Origin of the sequence: Prevotella sp. P4-67 (assembly GCF_002251325.1) — a bacterium.
Classification (GTDB): Bacteria; Bacteroidota; Bacteroidia; order Bacteroidales; family Bacteroidaceae; genus Prevotella.
Genome location: NZ_NPJL01000025.1, coordinates 56,237 through 76,150 on the forward strand (window position 1 = coordinate 56,237; position 19,914 = coordinate 76,150).

Sequence of the window (19,914 nt, forward strand, 5' to 3'; positions counted from 1 at the left end):
TTTTATTCTTTCATTGTCGAATAAGCGTCGCGCTTTGCCCCTATCTTCTTCGCTTCTCGTGACAATAATGCCTCGATGGCAATAATCTTGTTTTCAGGGTTTGAAATTGTTGTTGCCAATCGCGCAACATGTGATGCTAACCTTGATTTCCTGATTTCATGCTTTGCGTTTACTTTATAACTGTCCACGGCATACTTTGATGTCTTTACGGTCATTGGCTTGCAGGTTTGCATGGTGTCGGCTATAGCCATATCCAGTCCGGTGGCAGCGGAAAAGCAAGCGAAGTCGGTCTTGCGCCGTCCACTATTTAGCATTTTAGTTGATACGTTTGAATATTAATTAGTTTTTTGTTTTGTTGTTATCTTCAAATATAGTAATTTTGCATGAAGAATTAATATATATCTTTATGTATAGAACAAAAACATGTGGCGAACTTCGTCTTGCCGATAATGGCGTCGAAGTTACCTTGGCTGGTTGGGTGCAGAAAGTACGCAAGATGGGTGGTATGACCTTTGTCGATTTGCGTGACCGTTATGGTATAACCCAGCTTGTCTTCAACGAATCTGTTAATGCTGCTTTGTGTGAGCAGGCCAATCGCTTGGGTCGTGAATACTGCATCCAGGCTAAGGGTGTTGTCGGTGAACGACAGAGCAAAAATGATAAGATTGCTACGGGTGATATCGAAATCCTCGTGTCTGAGCTCACTGTGCTTAGCCCCAGTGCTGTGCCTCCCTTCACCATCGAGGACAATACCGACGGTGGCGACGACCTGCGTATGAAGTACCGCTATCTCGACCTTCGACGCAATGTGGTGCGTAGCAATCTGGAGCTGCGTCACCGTATGACGATACTTATCCGCAACTTCCTCGATGCACAGCAGTTCATAGAGGTTGAAACTCCAATACTTATCGGTTCTACTCCTGAAGGCGCCCGCGACTTCGTGGTTCCCTCTCGTATGAATCCCGGTCAGTTCTATGCTCTCCCTCAGAGCCCTCAGACCCTGAAGCAGCTCCTTATGGTTGCAGGCTTCGACCGCTATTTCCAGATAGCCAAGTGCTTCCGCGACGAGGACCTGCGTGCCGACCGTCAGCCCGAGTTTACTCAGGTCGATTGTGAGATGAGTTTCGTAGACCAGGAAGATGTTATCTCTCTGTTCGAGGATATGTGCCGCATGCTGTTCAAGGAGGTTAGAGGTGTAGACCTTCCCGCCAAGTTGCAGCAGATGACATGGCATGAGGCCATGCGCCGCTTCGGTTCCGACAAGCCCGACCTGCGTTTCGGCATGGAATTTGTCGAGCTCAAGGATGTATTTGATGGCAAGGCAGACTTTGCCGTGTTCAACGAGGCTGCCTATATCGGTGCGATTTGTGTGCCCGGTTGTGCCAACTACACCCGCAAGCAGCTTGACGAACTCACCAACTTCGTAAAGCGTCCTCAGGTGGGTGCAAAGGGTCTTGTGTACATCAAGTACAACGAAGATGGCTCGGTAAAGAGCTCTGTAGACAAGTTCTATGGCGCAGAAGTGTTGGCAGAAGTCAAGGAAAAGACCGGTGCCAAGGATGGCGATTTGGTTCTGATACTGAGCGGCAGTCCTGCCAACAAGGTGCGCACACAGCTCTGCGCACTCCGTCTTGAGATGGGTGAGCGTCTTGGCTTGCGCGACAAGAATAAGTTTGAGTGTCTGTGGATAGTAGACTTCCCACTCTTTGAGTGGTCAGAAGAGGAGCAGCGTCTCATGGCAACCCACCATCCCTTCACGATGCCCAACCCTGATGATATTCCTCTCTTGGATGAACATCCCGAGCGCGTGCGTGCCAAGGCTTATGACTTCATCTGCAATGGTATCGAAGTCGGTGGCGGTTCGCTCCGTATCCATGACTCCAACCTTCAGGAGAAGATGTTCAAGATATTGGGCTTTACCAAGGAGAGTGCAGAGGCTCAGTTCGGCTTCCTGATGAACGCCTTCAAGTATGGTGCACCTCCCCACGCTGGTCTCGCTTTCGGTCTCGACCGCTTCGTCTCTATCATGGCTGGTCTCGATTCTATCCGCGATTGTATCGCCTTCCCCAAGAACAATTCTGGACGTGACGTGATGCTCGATGCGCCTTCCCAGCTGGCTTCCAAACAGTTGGAAGAACTTAAAATCTCCGTTGATTTGAGTCAAGATTGATAAAATAAAATTACAAAAGTTCTCGATTTTGTCATATTTTCGTACATATATTTGCTGGCAAGTCGATAAATTGTTATCTTTGCATTACAAAAAGTTACAAGATAGAAAGATTGAATGACGTAAGGTTAAATATTTACTAAATTATGACAGAAAAGAAAACAACAAAAGCTGTTGCAACCAAGAAGACTGCAACGACAAAAAAATCAACAGTTAAGAAGGTTGCTTCGAAGAGTGTAGTTGTACTGACAGCAGAGAACGTAGGTTTCAAGGCTGGTGATGTATATCAGGCTCTTGCAACAGCAGAGAAGGCGCTGACAATAGCAGAGATTGCCAAGTTGGCCAACATTACAGAGGATGAAGTCCTCGTAGGAATGGGATGGCTTTTCAAGGAAGGCAAAATCAAAGACGAGGACAACAAGGTTGCTCTTGCATAAATTTAAGTATATGAAGAAAGGGTCACACTTACTTTCAGTTAAGTGTGACCTTTTTTAATGATTTCACATGAATTACGAGAAAGTAATCATAGACCTTTTGTTTGCAGCCGGAGAGGATGGGCTTGCTGTCAAGGACATCTCACGCTATGTCTTCAATGCAAACAATTCCTTTTTTCAGCCTCTCGATTATAATCTCGTCCACAAACAGGTTTCCTCTTATCTCATACGCAACTCCAAAAAGACCGATTCTGTCATCAGAAAAGGTACGCAAAGAGGAACGTATTGTCTGAATCTCAATTCTGAAGTGTTCCGACAGTTGCAATTGCAGTTTGACGAACTCCAGCAAGAAGAAACCTCACCTGCATCCGAAGAAGACACGTCGCTGTCTCTATTTTAGAAAATATTCACCCTTTTCTTTTTCCATTTGAAATTATTTTCATACATTTGTAAAGTTATACTAAATATGAAAATAATGAGTAAGAGTAGCAATCACCTTGTGATTATGGCTGGTGGCGTGGGTAGCAGATTCTGGCCAATGAGTACATCCGAGAGACCTAAACAGTTTATCGACGTGTTAGGTGTTGGCAAATCATTGCTTCAACTCACTTACGAGCGTTTCAGTGGTTTCTCCCCAGAGAACATTTGGGTGGTTACCAATCAGAAATATGTAGAGCTGGTGCATCAGCAGCTTCCTGAAATCCCCTATGGGAATATCCTGCAAGAGCCATGTAGGCGAAATACAGCTCCGTGTATAGCCTATGTGAGCTGGCGCATCAAGTCAAAGGACCCCAAGGCCAATGTGGTGGTTACTCCCAGTGACCATATAGTGACCGATGTCGAAGAGTTCCGCCGCATCATCAAGCTCTGCATGGACTTCACCCAGGATTCTGATGCCATCGTAACCTTGGGCATGAAGCCCAACCGTCCGGAGACGGGTTATGGCTATATCAAGGCCGACCTGAGTGTCAGTTCTTTGCGTCAGAAGAAAATTTTCCGTGTTGACAAGTTCAAGGAGAAACCCAATCTTGAAACCGCTCAGGAATATATCAAAGAGAGCGACTACTTCTGGAATGCCGGTATCTTTATCTGGAGTGTCAGCACTATCGTCAACGCATTCAGAGTGTATCAGCCCGCAATAGCCAAGATATTTGAGAACCTGATGCCGGTCTATGGAACGGCAGATGAGCAGCAGATGATTAATGCAGTCTATCCAGAGTGCGAGAATATCTCTGTAGACTACGCAATCATGGAGCGTGTTGAGGAAATCTTCGTCTGCCCGGCCGACTTCGGTTGGAGTGACTTGGGCACGTGGGGAAGTCTGCAGATGCAGACCAAGCACGACCTCTATGGAAATACGCTCATCGGCGAGAAGATTGAGATGTATGAAAGTCACAACTGTGTGGTGCATACCTTGCAGCAGAAGCAAGTGGTTATCCAGGGGTTGGACAACTATATCGTAGCTGAGAAAGATGGTGTGCTGTTGATTTGCAAATTGTCAGAAGAACAGCGCATCCGCCAGTTTAGCGGCGAAGGATAATCAGGGCCGATACAGTGGCTTGATAAAATAGAAAAAGCATCAATCCAAGCGGGATTGATGCTTTTTCTATGGTTGATAATACTTATTTTCTTTTCTTAAGAAGCCATTTGGCTACGAAGTATACGATGGCAATGCCCACAAGGGCGATGATGCCCAACTTGATATACTCTCCATATTCCATAATCTTGTCGTTGAGTTCCTGCTCGGGAACCACTGAGTGCAGATACCATCCCAGCAGTGCCAGGATGCAGTTCCACAGACCGGCGCCGATGGTGGTGTAAAGGATGAACTTCCAGAATTTCATCTTGGAAAGACCGGCGGGGATAGAGATGAGGTGTCGTATGCCAGGGAGCAGTCTGCCGGTAAGTGTGGCGATGACTCCGTGGTCGTAGAAGAACTTCTCGCTCTTCTCTACCTTTTGCTGATTGAGCAGGCACATGCGTCCCCACTTGCTGTTGGCAAAGCGATAGATGATTGGACGCCCCAAGTAATAACCTGCAAAGTAATTGATAGTAGCACCGCAGTCGGCACCTATCGTTGCAAACAGTATGACAAGAAATACATTGAGGTTTCCTCCGGCTGCATGATAAGCTGCGGGCGATACAACCAGCTCTGACGGTACGGGGATAACGGTGCTCTCCAGCAACATCAGGAAGAATATCGTTCCGTAATTCAGGTTGCCTAATAGTGATGATAACCAGTTCATTTTATAAATTTGTTTTTGATGAATTCGTATAAATCAGTAAATGGTATATTGGGGTGCAGTATGTTGGAAAATACGATAGAGACTTCAGCAGGATTGACCTCGCATCCCTTGCGGAGGGCGTAGAGGAATTCATCCGCGCGTCCCATCTTGGCACAGCAGGCTGCGTAGTAAGCCCAGCCGTCGATGGGGTTGTCATCCTGGTTTTCTATCGTGATGCGCCTAAGGGCGTCGTAGGCCAGGTCATACTCCCCATTGTCATAGCAGGCTGTGCCTATCTGATAGATGATGAAGGGGTCATTGTCGGACAGGGTAATGGCGGTCTCAAATTGCCGTAATCCTTCATCGGTTTCTCCAGCGTCCATATAGATATACCCCTTTATGACATGGAGGTCGGCGATATTGTTTTTGGCAGTGTTGATGCAGTTCTCAATGACCAAGAGAGCTTTGTCTCTTAGCCCCATAGAAGACAGGAGCAGTGCTTTCTGCTTGGAAATATCTATAAACAGCGAACGGTCACCGTTTGCGAGAAGGATAGCCTTGTTGTAATGAATCAAAGCCTCTTCGAGATTGTTCATCTTGACGTAAGTTGAACCGATAAGTGACTCTACATATCCGTCATTTGGACGCAAAGCGCTGTAGCGGTGATAGAAATCAAGCGCATCAGCAAGTTGGCCTAACGTGAATTGGCAGTTGGCCTTTGCCAACAAGGCATCTTCGCACTGGGAGTCAATCGCAAGGGCGAATTCGCTGCTTTGCAGGGCTTCAGAGATTTTTCCATTAAGATACTGGGAATCCGTAAGCTGCGTCCAGTAATAAGTGGAGTAGGGGTCTTGGTCCACCAGCTGCATGTATAGCTCCTCTGCTTGGCTATACTCTTGGTTGAGTAGGTAGCAACGCGCCGATGTCTCGCGATAGTCTTTACCTGATTTGTCGTCGATAAGCTCTATCCATTTCCGGGCACAGTCAAGAGCGTCGTAGTCCAAGAACAAATTGACCACGTCATAAACATAATCGGCTCTTTCGCGAGGAGATAAGTCGTCAACGCCCATGCGGAGATACTCGTCTGCCTCTTCGGGTTTGCCTTCATGGATAAGGATTTCGGCATGTAGATATTTGTAATCATAGTCAGACGTGTCTATGATTTGTAGGGCGTAATACTTGGCCTTTTCTACGTCGTTTTCTCTCAGAAGAGCGTATCGGGAACGGAAAAGGAGCGGCTCTACAGCACTGGGGAAAGTGTAGATCGCCCTGTCAATGGTGCTGAGCGCCTTCTCGTCACATTCGTGGTACTGGTAGTACTCGGCAATGTCCGTCAGGTCTTCTGGGTCAAGATAGAAAGGTTCTCCCTGACTCGTAGATTTCTCATAACGGTCAAGGAGAACCTTGAATTTGTCGGTTTTAAAATAAAGCTCTTTATTAAAATCGATCATTTACTTCTTGTTCTGTTTTGCCCAAGCATCCTTCAAGCCCACGGTCTTGTTGAATACAGGATGCTCTGCTGTCGTGTCGGCATCGGCCATGAAATAACCTATGCGCTGGAATTGCAGATACTCTCCCGGCTGCTTGTTGGCTGCATATTCCTCTACGTAGCAATTGGTGCGTATGCGCAGAGATTCAGGGTTGAGCAGCTCGTGGAAGTCGCGCTCGTCGGCAGAGGGGTTCTCTACAAAGAAGAGGCGGTCGTACTCTCTTACCTCTGCCTGGATGCAGTGATCGGCGCTAACCCAGTGGAGTGTACCCTTAACCTTGCGGTTGGCACCTTCCAATCCGCTCTTGCTAAGTGGGTCGTACTCTGCAAAGATTTCTGTGATATTGCCCTCTGCGTCCTTCTCACAGCCGGTGCATTTGACGATATATGCGTTCTTGAGACGTACCTCCTTGCCAGGAGTCATTCTGAAGAACTTCTTGGGAGCATCCTCCATGAAGTCTTCACGCTCAATCCACAGGTGCTTGGAGAAAGTGATGTTGTGTGTACCTTCCTCGATGTTCTCGGGATTGTTGACTGCTTCCATCTCTTCCTGCATGTCGTCAGGATAGTTGGTAATGGTCAGCTTGACGGGATCCAATACGGCAGAGACACGAGTGGACTTCTTGTTGAGGTCATCGCGAACAGCTGCCTCAAGCAAAGCGACGTCATTAAGGGCATCAAACTTGGTGTAACCGATTGAGTCTATGAAGTTGCGTATACTCTCAGGAGAGTAACCGCGACGGCGCATACCACAGACAGTAGGCATACGAGGGTCATCCCAACCATTTACGAGATGCTCGTCAACCAGGGTGTGCAGCTTGCGCTTGCTCATTACGGTATAGGTAAGGTTGAGACGGTTGAACTCAATCTGGCGTGGACGGTTGTCCTGCAGGTTGTCGTCGCTGCCGTCTTTCTCTTTGAGGAAGTCGATAAACTTGTCGTACAGAGGGCGATGGGGAACAAACTCAAGTGTACAGATGGAGTGGGTAACGCCCTCAAAGTAGTCGCTCTGACCATGAGCAAAGTCATACATGGGGTAGCAATACCACTTGGTGCCAGTGCGGTGGTGGGGAGTATGGATGATGCGATACATAATGGGGTCGCGGAAGTGCATATTGGGATTGGCCATGTCTAGTTTGGCACGCAATACCATGCTGCCTTCAGTGGCTTCTGGCGTATTCATGAACTCGAACAGACGGAGGTTTTCCTCTACGGGACGGTCGCGATATGGGCTGGCGATACCTGGGGTTGTAGGAGTGCCTTTCTGCTGGGCAATCTGCTCAGAGGACTGCTCGTCAACGTATGCCAAGCCTTTCTTTATCATCCAAACAGCAAATTCCCACAGCTTCTCAAAATAGTCGGATGCGTAATAGATGTTGCCCCAATGGAAACCTAACCATTCAATGTCGTGGAGGATATTCTCAACGTATTCATTGTTCTCTTTGCTGGGGTTGGTGTCATCAAAACGGAGGTTGCAGACACCATTGTACTTCTCGGCGACACCAAAGTCCATGCAGATGGCTTTGGCGTGACCTATATGCAGATATCCGTTAGGCTCTGGGGGGAAACGAGTCTGGATACGGCCTCCGTTTTTACCTTCAGCCAAGTCCTGCTCGACGAGTTGTTCAACGAAACTTAAGCTCTTCTTCTCTTCAACTATATTTTCTTCTTTAGTTGTCATAGTGATAATTGTTTAATTTAATGCAAAGATACTGCAATTCAAGCATAATACAAAGGGTTCGACTTATTTTTTCATCCCTGCGGCTATACATATTTATATATATGTGGCTGCGAACCTTTCTTTCTGGCGTCTGATGCATCTATGGCTTGTCAGCGCAGCCTGGGCGCGTCCCTTTATGCTCATTCATGTAATATATATCCCTGTCTGAAAGGTATTTCTTATTCAGACAGGGATATGAGAGGAAACTTCTGACATGATAATGTCTGCGTTTCGATTGGATTTAGTCTGTTTTTAATAGCTTCGGGCAATCAGCACACGACACTTGCTGGGCTTGCCGGTAACCATATCCACGCCCGGAGTCTGCTCGTAATCGAAGGGCACGCAGCGTATGGTTGCCTGGGTGTCTTCCTTGATTTTGGCCTCGGTCTCGGCTGTGCCGTCCCAGTGGCAGAGGAAGAAGCCGCCATCTTTCACGCGGGTCTTGAACTCCTCATAGTCGTCACATACATATACGTGGGCGTCGCGGAATGTCTTGGCCTTGAGGAAGATGTGCTCCTGAATGTCCTCGAGCAACTGCATCACGTGTTCTACGATGCCGTCAAAGCTGACGGTCGCCTTTTCAAGTGTGTCGCGACGCATAACCTCGATAGTATTCTCTTCGTAGTCGCGTCCACCCATAACCAGACGCACGGGCACACCCTTCAATTCGTAGTCGGCAAACTTGAAGCCAGGGCGCTTGTTGTCGGAGTCATCATACTTGACGCTGACACCGAGTTCTCTCAGCTTGTTGATCACGGGGCTCAGCTTAGCACTGATGGCCTGCAGCTGTTCGCCGCCTTTGCTGATAGGTATGATAACCACCTGGATAGGAGCGAGCTTCGGAGGAAGTACCAATCCGTTGTCGTCGCTGTGGGTCATGATGAGCGCACCGATAAGGCGGGTAGACACACCCCAGGAGGTAGCCCATACATACTCAGGCTTGTTATCCTTGTTCAAGAAGGTAACGTCAAACGACTTGGCGAAGTTCTGACCCAGGAAGTGGCTGGTTCCGCTCTGCAAAGCCTTGCCGTCCTGCATCATTGCTTCGATGGTATAGGTGTCCAATGCGCCTGCAAAGCGCTCGGTTTCGCTCTTTACGCCCTGGAATACAGGTACGCCCATCCACTTTTCTGCGAACTCGGCATATACATGCAGCATCTTCTGAGCTTCTTCTTCGGCCTCTTGGCGAGTGGCGTGGGCTGTATGTCCTTCTTGCCACAAGAATTCCGATGTGCGCAGGAATGGACGCGTGCGCATCTCCCATCTCATCACGTTACACCATTGGTTGCACATCAATGGTAAGTCACGGTAAGAGTGAATCCAGTTCTTGTAAGTATTCCAGATGATGGTCTCAGAGGTAGGACGGATGATGAGTTCTTCCTCCAGCTTGGCGTTGGGGTCCAATACTACGCTGTTTCCGTCGTCGCTTGACTTGAGTCGATAGTGGGTAACAACCGCACACTCTTTGGCGAATCCCTTTACGTGTTCAGCCTCACGAGAGAGGAATGATTTGGGGATAAGCAGAGGGAAGTAGGCATTCTGGGCACCAGTCTCTTTGAACATCTTGTCGAGCTGGGCCTGCATCTTCTCCCATATAGCATAGCCATATGGCTTGATAACCATACATCCGCGTACCGCTGATTGTTCTGCCAAATCGGCTTTTACCACTAAGTCATTGTACCACTGACTGTAATTGTCTGCTCTCTTGGTGAGCTCCTTCAGTTCTTTAGCCATTTTATATCTTTTGTTTGTTTCTTTGTGCTTGGGGTGCATCAGGTCAGACTTGTGCTGATTACCTTGATGCGCCTGATTATTGCCTCAAATGTATTTATATTCAACAATATTGTGCAAAATTACGAAAAAAACTCCTCAAAACGCATAGAAATTTAGAAAATCATTATATCTTTGCAGTAAATAATATAAGGTGGAAGGTCGCAGTGCGACTTTTTGATACCAGAAGTGATAAACAAATGTGTGGTCCATAAGGACTGATATGCTAAGACAAGGATAATAATTAAAATTGATGACAAGATGAGACTCAAGATTACAGCACTATTATTGTGTGTACTTACTGTGCTTGGATGTGAGACCAAGCAGGGAACCGGAACTCTCGTTGGAACAGGTGGTGGTGCCGTGTTGGGTGCCATTATCGGTAAGATAGCTGGCAATACTGCCGTTGGTGCTGCCATTGGTGGCGTTGTAGGAGCGGGAACCGGTGCAATCATTGGCCGACATATGGACAAGGTGGCCGAGCAGGCCAAGGCTCAGGTGGAAAATGCCAAGGTTGAGCAGGTGACCGACAAGAATGGTCTTTCTGCCGTCAAGGTGACTTTTGACAGTGGCATTTTGTTTGCTACCAATAAGTCTGACCTCAACGCCACATCCAAGAACGAGTTGGCAAAGTTCTCTAATGTGCTGAAGCAGAACACCGACTGCTATGTAGATATCTATGGACACACCGACTCTACAGGCAACGACGGAATCAATATCCCTCTTTCCAATTCTCGTGCACAGAGTGTGGCCACTTATCTGAGACAGTGCGGAATCAGCGATGTCCAGATGAAGAAGGTTGAAGGCTACGGCAGTTCTCAGCCCGTTGCCGACAACTCTACAGCCAGCGGACGCCAGCTCAATCGCCGTGTAGAGATTTATCTGTATGCTTCACAGGCAATGGTAGATTCTGCCAATGCCGGTAAACTCAATTAAATCAACATTATTATTAAGATAAGGGCACACCGGTTATGGGTTGTGCCCCTTTTTTTACTCACCAATGAAAATTCTGTTTAAGTACATCCGATGGATTGCCGGTCTGTTCTTCGCCTCCACCATCCTTGCGGTCGTTTTCTACCGTTTCGTTCCCGTCTATCTTACACCTCTAATGATAATAAGGTGCGTTGAAACCGGAACATTGACGATACACCATCACTGGGTGCCGTTGGACGAAATGTCTCCCCATATGCCTGTGGCGGTTATGGCCAGCGAAGACGGCCGTTTTCTGCTGCATCATGGCTTCGATTTTGATGCCATCGAGAAGGCTGCCGTCCATAATATGACCAACAAGCATGGTCGCAAGCACGGAGCAAGCACTATCACTCAGCAGACGGCCAAGAACGTCTTTTTATGGCCGGGAAGAAGCTGGGTGAGAAAAGGTTTCGAGGTCTATTTCACGGCTTTGATAGAATTGCTGTGGAGCAAGCAGCGCATTATGGAGGTCTACCTCAACTCCATAGAGATGGGCAGCTCCATCTATGGTCTGGATGCGTGTGCCGAGTACAACTTTGGCAAGACCGCGAGCGAGTTGACACGCTCCGAATGTGCCCTCATCGCAGCCACATTGCCCAATCCGCGCAAGTTTAGTTCCAAATACCCCAGTGCATATATGCGTAAACGGCAATCCAGGATTAAGCACGAGATGCGGTATATACCCTCGTTTCCCAAAGAGGGCGAAGACTACAATCCGCAGACAAGTTCGGGTGGAATCTATTCTACCAAATAACTGAATTACATCATACTTATGGATAAACTTCTTGACAGTCTCAATGACAGCCAGCGCGAAGCGGTGGTTTACAGCGATGGTCCCTCATTGGTAATAGCTGGTGCAGGTTCGGGCAAGACACGTGTGCTCACCTACAAGATAGCGTATCTCCTGCAGCAGGGCTACGAGCCGTGGAGCATATTGGCTCTGACTTTTACCAATAAGGCTGCGCGTGAGATGAAAGAACGTATTGGCGCCTTGGTGGGTGCCGATAGGGCCAGGTATCTGAATATGGGAACTTTCCACTCTGTCTTTGCCCATATTCTGCGCCGCGAGGCCGAAGCCATCGGTTTTCAGCCCAATTTTACCATCTATGATAACAAGGACTCGCAGAGCCTGGTGAAAGCCATAGTCAAGGAAATGAAGCTGGATGATAAGCAATATGCCCCTGCGACCATCTTTTCCGCAATTTCAAGGGCCAAGAACCGCTTGATATTGCCCAAGCAGTATGCCGACGATATCGAGTTGCGCGACAGGGACAGGTTCGCCAAAGTAGACCAGACTTATCAGATTTACGCTGCATATCAGGACCGTTTGCGCCAGGCCAACGCCATGGATTTCGACGATTTGCTCATCCATACCTACCTCTTGTTCAAAAACAACGGGGATATCTGCCGACGCTACGCCGACAGGTTCAGGTACGTGCTGGTCGACGAGTATCAGGATACCAATTCGGTGCAACAGCAGATAGTGCTGCTGCTCACCAGCGAGAACCAGAAGATATGCGTAGTGGGCGACGACTACCAGAGTATCTATGCCTTCCGAGGTGCACAGATTGACAATATCCTCAATTTCCAGCGTATTTACAAAGACGTGCATATCTTCAAGTTGGAGCGCAACTACCGTTCAACGCCCGAGATAGTGAATGCCGCCAACAGTCTGATGAAGCACAATCAGTATCAGATTGACAAGGATGTCTTCAGCAGCAACGACAATGGCGACAAGGTCACTTATCGCCAGCTCTACAGCGATAGGGAAGAGGCTGCCGTGGTGGCTAAGACCATACGCAGCATTATGCGTGACGAGGGGTGCGACTACCGTGATTTTGCCATCCTGTATCGCACCAATTCGCAGAGCCGCATCTTCGAGGAGGAATTCCGTAACGACAATATGCCTTATCGTGTCGTGGGTAGTACCGAGTTTTTCCAACGCAAGGAAATCAAGGACGTCATCGCCTATTACCGTGTGGTAGTCAACCCTGCCGACGAAGAAGCCGTCAAGCGTATCATCAATTATCCGACTCGCGGCATAGGCAATACCACGCTGCAGAAGATTATCTCTTGTGCCCAGAGTTGTGGTGTGAGTCTTTGGACTGTGCTGGGCAATCCGTTCGCTTATCAACTTGATATCAACCGGGGCACAATGGCCAAGCTCGGCGCTTTTGTCCAGCTTATCGAGGGCTTTATGGAACACCTCGCCGATAAGGATGCCTATGAGTTGGGCGATATGATTGTAAGGCAGAGCGGCGTGTTCGACGACCTCTACCGTTCTACCGACATAGAAAGCCGCTCGCGTCAGGAGAATCTTGAAGAGTTGCTTGGCAGCATCAATGAGTTTGTCGAGTCGAGAAAGGAGGAAGGCCAGGACGACCGCGTGTCTTTGCCTGATTTCCTACAGCAGGTGTCGCTACAGACCGATGCCGATACCGACGACAACGATGATGACCGCATCAGTCTGATGACCATCCATGCCGCCAAGGGCTTGGAGTTTGCCACCGTCTTTGTTGTGGGCCTTGAGGAGAAGCTGTTTCCCAGTCTGCGCTCGTCCAACTCGTTGAAGGAACTGGAGGAAGAGCGACGGCTGCTCTATGTCGCCATCACCCGTGCGCGGAAGCATTGCTATCTTTCCAGTGCCAAGAACCGCTGGATGTATTCACAGATGGAGATGACAACGCCCAGCCGCTTCATCCGCGACATATCGAGCGAGTTTCTTGATGTGGTCTCGTCGGGCCGAGGTGACTCTGGTGGCGGCGCTGCCTATCAGGGTCATGCCCGTAGTGGTTATGGTCGTAGGGATGATGATTCCTGGCAGAACTCCCGTCCGGTGGGAGGGCAGTTTGTGGCAGATCGGAAACCCAAGATTACCCGTCCGCATCAGCCCGAGACAGCTGTAGACCCCTTCTCCGAGGGCTTCAAGCAGAGGTATGTGGCGCGTGGCGGCAATCTGCGTCGACTCTCGTCGGCTCTGTCCAATGGCGGTCGAACCGTGGCCCCATCGGGTGCACCCCAGTCCGCCCCCGCGGCTCCCGATTGTGCTCTCAGCGTGGGCACAGTCATAGAGCATCAGCGTTTTGGTGTTGGTCGTGTGGTCCAGATTGATGGCACTGGCGAGAATACCAAGGCCACAGTAGATTTTGAGAACACAGGGCGCAAGCAGCTTCTGCTCAAGTTTGCCCGATATACCATCAAGTCATAATATGTATAATAACCAAATAAGCCTAAAGACTTTCGTCTTCAGGCTTATTTGGTTTATTGCTTAGCATGGGCAAGTGCTTCTTCTTGCGAAGCCATGCTTGTTTTCTTTTCTCGTATTCCTCTCGATGACGTTCCAGGAAGTTGTCAGCCATTCTTATTTGAATTTAGAGTAGATGATGCTTATCTTGACTGGCGAGTCTGCACCGTCTGTACCCTTGACCAGTCGTGTGCTGGTCAGCGACATGTCGTGTACCACGCTGGCTATCGTCTGTCCGCCTGTGGTGGCATCTGTTCTGTACGCAATCGACACCGGTATCAGCACCACCTTGTTCCAGTCGGCATTGTTGCGGTTCTGGTTGAGATGATTGATGAGGCCCGAGATGTTGTTGAACGTATAAGAGTTGGTAGACGATGTATAAGTGGCCAGGAACGTCGACTTGTAGTCTACAATCTTGTTGTTCTCAAAGAAGGAGCGCATCTCCGACTTGGGAATGATGAGCAGTGTGGTCGGAGCACCAAGCGCATACTTGCTGGTGGTGGTGTTGTTGATGCGCTTCAGCGTAATCTTGGCAGAAGAGATATACTCTTTGTCGTGACCGGCGAATATCTGGTCTATGGGCAGGGTCATCTCGGTGAAGATTCCGGCGGGCGACTTCAGATAGGTGCAGCTGTTGTCGTTGGCCAGCTGTGCGATGTTCTGGCTGTTGGTGATGGTCGAAGTCTGCAGCACCTCTTCAGTACCGGCAAACGATACGACGCCTTTCATTACACTGTCGTTGTATACGTATTGGAAATATAGATTGAGCTGACTGCTGCCGATATAGGCCATCGAACCGAGACCACCGGTATTCTCAAAGAAGAAGCCAGGCACCACATTGTGGATGAACGTATAGTCGTTCTTGAAGTCGGCGGGATTGGCAAAGTACTTTCTCAGGATATAGGTACCATAATTCTTGTATTGGTTGCCGTTGCGGTCGGTGTATTTGTCGTTGAGCAATACACGGATGTTGGTCTGGTAGTACTTGTTGTTTCTGATGCTGTCTACCTCACTTTGGTCGTAGATAGTATAGGGTCTGCTTACCGAATAAGCATTGGACGCGATGAGACCTTCGTTGTGGGGATTATAGTCAGAGTAGTAGTTCTTACCCTCGTTCATAGGCTTGTCCATTTCGTAGACACGCATCTTCATCGGTGTGATGGAGTCGCCGTAATAGCCTGAAGGGAACAGTCGGATTTCACAAGAGTCGGCAATGATTTCGCCGTTCTCAAGACTGCGGATGCTGTCTTTCTTGGGGAAGGAGAAGCCTTCGAGGCAGTTGAACTGTATCATGCAGTCGCCGGTAACGTAGGAGCCGGTTTCGGGGTCTCTTACTTTTCCCAGGTATGCAGTGATGTTGCGCGAAAGTACCGAGCCGGCAAGTACCGAGCGGGTAGAAACAGAGAAGGTATCGGTCTTGATTGCGATGTCGGCGCCGCCGATGATGGTTTGGCCGATGTCGTCGGTGGTGTTGTCACAAGCGACGAATGTAATCAGCGAAATGAGCAGACCGAGAGTATATCCAATTTTCTTCATTGATTGTTACATGTAATTAGATGAGTGTGTCGAAGAAGTCAGTATATGCCTTGGCATAGTCTTCTCCGGGATAGCGGAGCAGGGGACGCTGCTTGTCCTCTGCATATTTGATGAGCGACTCGGTGATAGGTGTCTGGCCCTCGATTACTCCGTCGGAATAGTCGATGGCAAGTTTGCCTAACTCAATCAGGTCAAAGTGGTCATCGTATGGCTTCAGCAGTTCTTCGTTGGCCTCCTTGAACTCGAGGGTCTTCTTGAAGTTCTCGCCGAGTATGTTTTTGAGCTCGTTGGGATACAAAGCCATGGCAACCTTGGTATTGGCGAAGGTGGGCTCGTCGTGGTAGGCGGTTTTCACATAGAAAGGAATGACGGCCGACATCCATCCCTGACAAACGATGAGGTCGGGCGACCAGCGGAGCTTCTTGACAGTCTCCAGCACACCGCGGGCAAAGAAGATGGCACGCTGACCATTGTCGGTGTATTCATTGCCGCTTTCGTCCATGGCCATCTGGCGCTTGGCGAAATAGTCTTCGTTGTCAATGAAGTATACCTGTATTCTTGAAGTGGGTATTGACGCAACCTTTATAATCAGTGGATGGTCGGTGTCGTCGATGACCAAATTCATTCCAGACAGTCTGATAACCTCGTGGAGCTGGCCACGGCGCTCATTGATGACGCCCCACTTGGGCATAAATGTGCGTATCTCAAAGCCGGCGTCTTGAGTCATGCGAGGTAAGTCGCGGCCAATGACTGACATTGCGGACTCGGGGAGGTAAGGATTGATTTCCTGGTTGACGAATAGTACTTTCTTTGCCATAATATGTGTATTAATGCATTTTATGTGTTTCCACATTTGGCTGCAAAGGTACGAAAAAAAAACGGGAATAGACCCTTTTTCTTCTAAAATCAAACAAAAGCAACCCTAAAATTGGTTAATTTTCAGTTAATTGCTTGCTTTGGGCCGTTTTTGGTCGTTTCTGGAACATCAATTATAGTCGTGCGCTCCGCCTTTGCTTTCGACATGGGAATTGTGTCCGGCAGTGCAAGCAGAGGCATCGTTTCTGTGCCGGAATCCGGCGATTTTAGCATCGTGTAGGCAGAGTGCTACTCCGGCGAACATAGTGTCGCGTCGTCAGTGGATGGCAGCTCTGTGAATGATCGTAAAGGCAACATGCTCCTGATGGCTTTATAGTGTATTTCAAACTGTGATATGGTCATTTCGCGCTTTGCAATCATTGTTTCCAATCACGATTTCTCTATTTCCAACTTCGCTTCTTCTTTATACTTGGTCGCTGTCATGATAGACTTTTCCGCCAGGTTTTCATGGTCGTCCTTCTCTGCCTCGTCTGTTATGGAGAAATCAGCCGCACGCCTCATTGCGATGCCGTCTTTCTCGTCATAGTCTCTGGTTGTCGTGACGGTTTAGAGAAATGGCTTCAGGCTTCTCATAACCAATGATATTGCTATTGCCAATATAATCACGGAGTTTCTGAAAATAAATGAAAAAAGGCATGGACAGTCTGCTGACTCTCCATGCCTCTTGGCGGTAGTATTGTTGTTCTATTATTCTACGACAACCAGTGCGTCTTCTTCCAGTACGGCCTGTCCGGGCTTCACGCAGATGGCAGTAACCTTACCGTCGGCCTCGGCCTCGATATTGTTGGCCATCTTCATAGCCTCAAGCACTACCAGAGTGTCACCGGCCTTTACTTCCTGACCCACCTCTACACAAATCTGAGTGATGGTGCCAGGCAGTGGGGCCTTGATTGCATTGGAAGTGTTCACGTTGGTAGCTGCGGGTGCGTCGTCGGCAGCTGCCTCTACGGGCTGTCCCAGCACTACCTTCTTCTTCTCAGGCTCGGCTTCCTTCTCTATCTGTACCTTGTAGCTCTCGCCGTTTACGGTGATGTCAGCCACATTGTTCTCGTCTATAGCGGCAATGGTAACTTCGTACTCTTTGCCTTCTATGGTATATTTGAATTCTTTCATTTTGTCTGTTATGGTTTTGGTGTTACACCTAAGAACTTCGCATTCCACAAAGTGTGACGTGGCTTGATGGTAATGATACCTGGCTCCTTGTCATGCACGTTGTTGCCGCTGTATTCATAGAGTGCCATGGCGATGGCAGCATAAACATTTTTGTCCATATTCGTTTCTCCTTTGATTACATTGGCATACAGCCATGTTTCTTTGCTGGTAATGACTGCTTCTTGGTAGCCAGCTGAGCCAGACCGCGACATACGCGGAAGCGGGTGTTACGAGGCTCAATCACATCATCAATGTAACCATACTGGGCTGCCTGATAAGGATTGGCAAACATCTCTGTGTATTCCTCTTCCTTCTCGGCCAGGAATGCGTTTACATCCTCGCCTGCCTCCTTCTTGGCTTTGGCCTCGCGAGCGCACAATACGGCTACTGCACCGCTGGCACCCATTACGGCTATCTCTGATGAAGGCCATGCGAAATTGAGGTCAGCACGCAGCTGCTTGCAACCCATTACGATGTGCGAACCACCATAGCTCTTGCGCAGTGTGATGGTAATCTTTGGCACTGTAGCTTCGCCGTAAGCGTAGAGCAACTGTGCTCCGTGCAGAATTACTGCATTATACTCTTGTCCTGTACCAGGAAGGAAGCCGGGTACGTCTACCAGTGATACAATTGGAATGTTGAATGCGTCGCAGAAACGTACAAAGCGTGCACCCTTACGAGAAGCGTTTACATCGAGCACGCCAGCGTATGCAGAAGGCTGGTTGGCTACGATACCCACGCTCTGGCCGTTGAAGCGGGCAAAGCCGGTGATGATGTTCTTGGCAAACTTGGGCTGAACCTCAAAGAAATCTCCGTTGTCGGTAATGGCTGTGATGACCTTGTACATGTCGTAGGCCTGGTTGGGGTCCTCGGGGATAATCTCGTTGAGCAGGTCGGCCTTGCGGTCAATGGGGTCGTCGCACTCGCAACTAGGTGCTTCTTCCATGTTATTGGAAGGAATGTAAGATAGCAGTGTCTTAATCATATCCATGCACTCCTCCTCGGTCTTTGCGGTAAAGGTGGTCACACCGCTCTTGGTGGCATGTACGCTGGCACCTCCCAGATGCTCGGCGTCAATGTCCTCGCCTGTAACGGTCTTTACTACCTTCGGGCCGGTAAGGAACATATAGCTGGTCTGCTCCTTCATGATGATGAAGTCGGTAAGAGCGGGTGAATATACGGCTCCACCGGCGCAGGGACCAAGAATGGCGCTAATCTGGGGAACTACTCCTGATGCAAGGATGTTGCGCTCGAAAATCTCGCCATATCCGGCAAGCGCGCAGATACCCTCCTGGATGCGGGCGCCACCAGAGTCGTTCATGCAGATAACGGGGGCTCCCATAGTCATAGCCATATCCATCACCTTGCAAATCTTTTGCGCCATGGTCTCAGAGAGAGAACCGCCATTTACAGTGAAGTCCTGTGCATATACATACACCAAGCGACCGTCGATGGTTCCGCTTCCCGCAACCACGCCATCGCCCATATACTGCTTCTTGTCCATGCCGAAGTTGTGGCATCTGTGGAGCTTGAACATATCGTACTCCTCGAAGCTGTCTTCGTCCAAGAGCATGTCTATACGCTCACGAGCTGTATATTTGCCACGTGCATGCTGCTTTTCGATTGCCTTTTCGCCACCTCCAAGACGTGCTTGCTCGCGCTTCGCAATCAGCTCTTTGATCTTTTCTACTTGTTTACTCATAATCGAATATCTTATGTTTTCTATTGTCTAAACTCGTGCAAAGTTACTAATAAACATTCAAATCAGAGAAAAAAAACATATTTTAATTCATTCCGTGGTTATTTTCTCTTATGATGAACGAGGTAAGGTTGGAGATAAGTGACGTATTCGCTTTCAAAGTTAGGAGTCAAGATGCCGTTACCGATGGCTTGCTCTATCTCATGGATGCTCCAGTATCTACCTCCGTCGAGCTCGTCGCGGTCAGGGACAATCGTGCCGCGATAATGGCACAAATAGACGTTGACCAACTCGTATTCGGTCGTGCTTTCGTAGGCGTAGCGGGTGACGAACTTCGGCACAAAGTCGCTTATACCTATCTCTTCTTTTACCTCTCTGCGTAGGGCGTCTTCGATGTGTTCGCCCAAGTCAACATGACCTCCGCATGCGGTGTCCCATTTTCCAGGCTGGATATCCTTCCATTCGGGACGGCGCTGGAGGTATATGTCCCCGTTGTCATTGATTACGTGCAGATGGACCACTGGGTGGAGTATCTTGCAGCCATCGTGGGCGTGGCCTCTGGATATGGTGCCGAGGAAGTGGCCTTCTTCGTCAACGATGGGGAACAGTTCGTATCGATTGTCTTTCATT

Annotated in this window: 19 protein-coding genes; 7 read left to right on the forward strand and 12 right to left on the reverse strand. The window is 48.9% G+C overall.

Features of this window, described 5'->3' with window-relative positions:
* Nucleotides 1-2: 2 nt before the first annotated feature.
* Nucleotides 3-251, reverse strand: a complete 249-nt coding sequence (locus CIK92_RS04085) for a hypothetical protein (RefSeq protein ID WP_094388261.1) — start codon at nucleotides 249-251, stop codon at nucleotides 3-5.
* A 155-nt stretch (nucleotides 252-406) separates the two neighbouring features.
* Here CIK92_RS04085 and aspS point away from each other — a divergent pair, with 155 nt between their 5' ends.
* From aspS to CIK92_RS04105, 4 genes are all read left to right on the forward strand, one after another.
* Nucleotides 407-2,170, forward strand: a complete 1,764-nt coding sequence (gene aspS, locus CIK92_RS04090; protein ID WP_022311098.1) for an aspartate--tRNA ligase — start codon at nucleotides 407-409, stop codon at nucleotides 2,168-2,170.
* A gap of 143 nt (nucleotides 2,171-2,313) precedes the next feature.
* Nucleotides 2,314-2,604: a winged helix-turn-helix domain-containing protein gene (locus CIK92_RS04095; RefSeq protein ID WP_022311097.1), complete on the forward strand. Its 291-nt coding sequence runs from the start codon at nucleotides 2,314-2,316 to the stop codon at nucleotides 2,602-2,604.
* Nucleotides 2,605-2,671: 67 nt separating this feature from the next.
* Nucleotides 2,672-3,001 carry a hypothetical protein gene (locus tag CIK92_RS04100; RefSeq protein WP_022311096.1) on the forward strand — a complete coding sequence of 110 codons (330 nt, stop codon included), beginning with the start codon at nucleotides 2,672-2,674 and terminating at the stop codon, nucleotides 2,999-3,001.
* Between the two features lie 75 nt (nucleotides 3,002-3,076).
* Nucleotides 3,077-4,141 (forward strand): mannose-1-phosphate guanylyltransferase, encoded by a 1,065-nt coding sequence (locus tag CIK92_RS04105; protein ID WP_094386110.1) that lies wholly within the window; start codon nucleotides 3,077-3,079, stop codon nucleotides 4,139-4,141.
* Nucleotides 4,142-4,223: 82 nt separating this feature from the next.
* Here the strand turns inward: CIK92_RS04105 and CIK92_RS04110 are convergent, their stop codons facing one another.
* The 4 genes from CIK92_RS04110 to proS form a co-directional block, all read right to left on the reverse strand.
* The gene (locus CIK92_RS04110) at nucleotides 4,224-4,847 is read right to left on the reverse strand and encodes a DedA family protein (protein ID WP_022311094.1); all 624 of its coding nucleotides are present in this window, start codon (nucleotides 4,845-4,847) and stop codon (nucleotides 4,224-4,226) included.
* Complete coding sequence (locus CIK92_RS04115; protein WP_094388262.1) at nucleotides 4,844-6,277, reverse strand: lipopolysaccharide assembly protein LapB; 1,434 nt, start codon at nucleotides 6,275-6,277, stop codon at nucleotides 4,844-4,846. The genes CIK92_RS04110 and CIK92_RS04115 overlap by 4 nt, the downstream gene beginning before the upstream one ends.
* A complete protein-coding gene (locus tag CIK92_RS04120; RefSeq protein WP_094388263.1) occupies nucleotides 6,278-7,996 on the reverse strand; it encodes a glutamine--tRNA ligase/YqeY domain fusion protein in 1,719 nt (572 codons plus the stop codon).
* 291 nt (nucleotides 7,997-8,287) lie between these two features.
* Nucleotides 8,288-9,769 (reverse strand): proline--tRNA ligase, encoded by a 1,482-nt coding sequence (proS, locus tag CIK92_RS04125; protein WP_094388290.1) that lies wholly within the window; start codon nucleotides 9,767-9,769, stop codon nucleotides 8,288-8,290.
* Nucleotides 9,770-10,066: 297 nt separating this feature from the next.
* Here proS and CIK92_RS04130 point away from each other — a divergent pair, with 297 nt between their 5' ends.
* From CIK92_RS04130 to CIK92_RS04140, 3 genes are all read left to right on the forward strand, one after another.
* Entirely contained in the window at nucleotides 10,067-10,741 is a 675-nt protein-coding gene (locus CIK92_RS04130; protein ID WP_022311091.1) for an OmpA family protein, read from the forward strand.
* Between the two features lie 64 nt (nucleotides 10,742-10,805).
* Entirely contained in the window at nucleotides 10,806-11,531 is a 726-nt protein-coding gene (gene mtgA / locus CIK92_RS04135) for a monofunctional biosynthetic peptidoglycan transglycosylase (protein ID WP_094388264.1), read from the forward strand.
* Between the two features lie 18 nt (nucleotides 11,532-11,549).
* Nucleotides 11,550-13,985 carry an ATP-dependent helicase gene (locus CIK92_RS04140; protein ID WP_094388265.1) on the forward strand — a complete coding sequence of 812 codons (2,436 nt, stop codon included), beginning with the start codon at nucleotides 11,550-11,552 and terminating at the stop codon, nucleotides 13,983-13,985.
* Nucleotides 13,986-14,138: 153 nt separating this feature from the next.
* Here the strand turns inward: CIK92_RS04140 and CIK92_RS04150 are convergent, their stop codons facing one another.
* The 7 genes from CIK92_RS04150 to CIK92_RS04170 form a co-directional block, all read right to left on the reverse strand.
* The gene (locus tag CIK92_RS04150; RefSeq protein WP_094386100.1) at nucleotides 14,139-15,557 is read right to left on the reverse strand and encodes a DUF4270 domain-containing protein; all 1,419 of its coding nucleotides are present in this window, start codon (nucleotides 15,555-15,557) and stop codon (nucleotides 14,139-14,141) included.
* Between the two features lie 16 nt (nucleotides 15,558-15,573).
* Nucleotides 15,574-16,374 carry a glycogen/starch synthase gene (locus CIK92_RS04155; RefSeq protein ID WP_094386216.1) on the reverse strand — a complete coding sequence of 267 codons (801 nt, stop codon included), beginning with the start codon at nucleotides 16,372-16,374 and terminating at the stop codon, nucleotides 15,574-15,576.
* 428 nt (nucleotides 16,375-16,802) lie between these two features.
* Nucleotides 16,803-16,934: a hypothetical protein gene (locus CIK92_RS14185; protein ID WP_256387328.1), complete on the reverse strand. Its 132-nt coding sequence runs from the start codon at nucleotides 16,932-16,934 to the stop codon at nucleotides 16,803-16,805.
* A 186-nt stretch (nucleotides 16,935-17,120) separates the two neighbouring features.
* Entirely contained in the window at nucleotides 17,121-17,546 is a 426-nt protein-coding gene (locus CIK92_RS04160; protein WP_022311084.1) for a biotin/lipoyl-containing protein, read from the reverse strand.
* A gap of 8 nt (nucleotides 17,547-17,554) precedes the next feature.
* Entirely contained in the window at nucleotides 17,555-17,704 is a 150-nt protein-coding gene (locus tag CIK92_RS13895) for a hypothetical protein (protein ID WP_173823482.1), read from the reverse strand.
* Nucleotides 17,705-17,721: 17 nt separating this feature from the next.
* Nucleotides 17,722-19,287: an acyl-CoA carboxylase subunit beta gene (locus CIK92_RS04165; protein WP_094388266.1), complete on the reverse strand. Its 1,566-nt coding sequence runs from the start codon at nucleotides 19,285-19,287 to the stop codon at nucleotides 17,722-17,724.
* Nucleotides 19,288-19,385: 98 nt separating this feature from the next.
* Nucleotides 19,386-19,913, reverse strand: a complete 528-nt coding sequence (locus tag CIK92_RS04170) for an NUDIX domain-containing protein (protein WP_094388267.1) — start codon at nucleotides 19,911-19,913, stop codon at nucleotides 19,386-19,388.
* Between the last annotated feature and the right edge of the window lies 1 nt (nucleotide 19,914).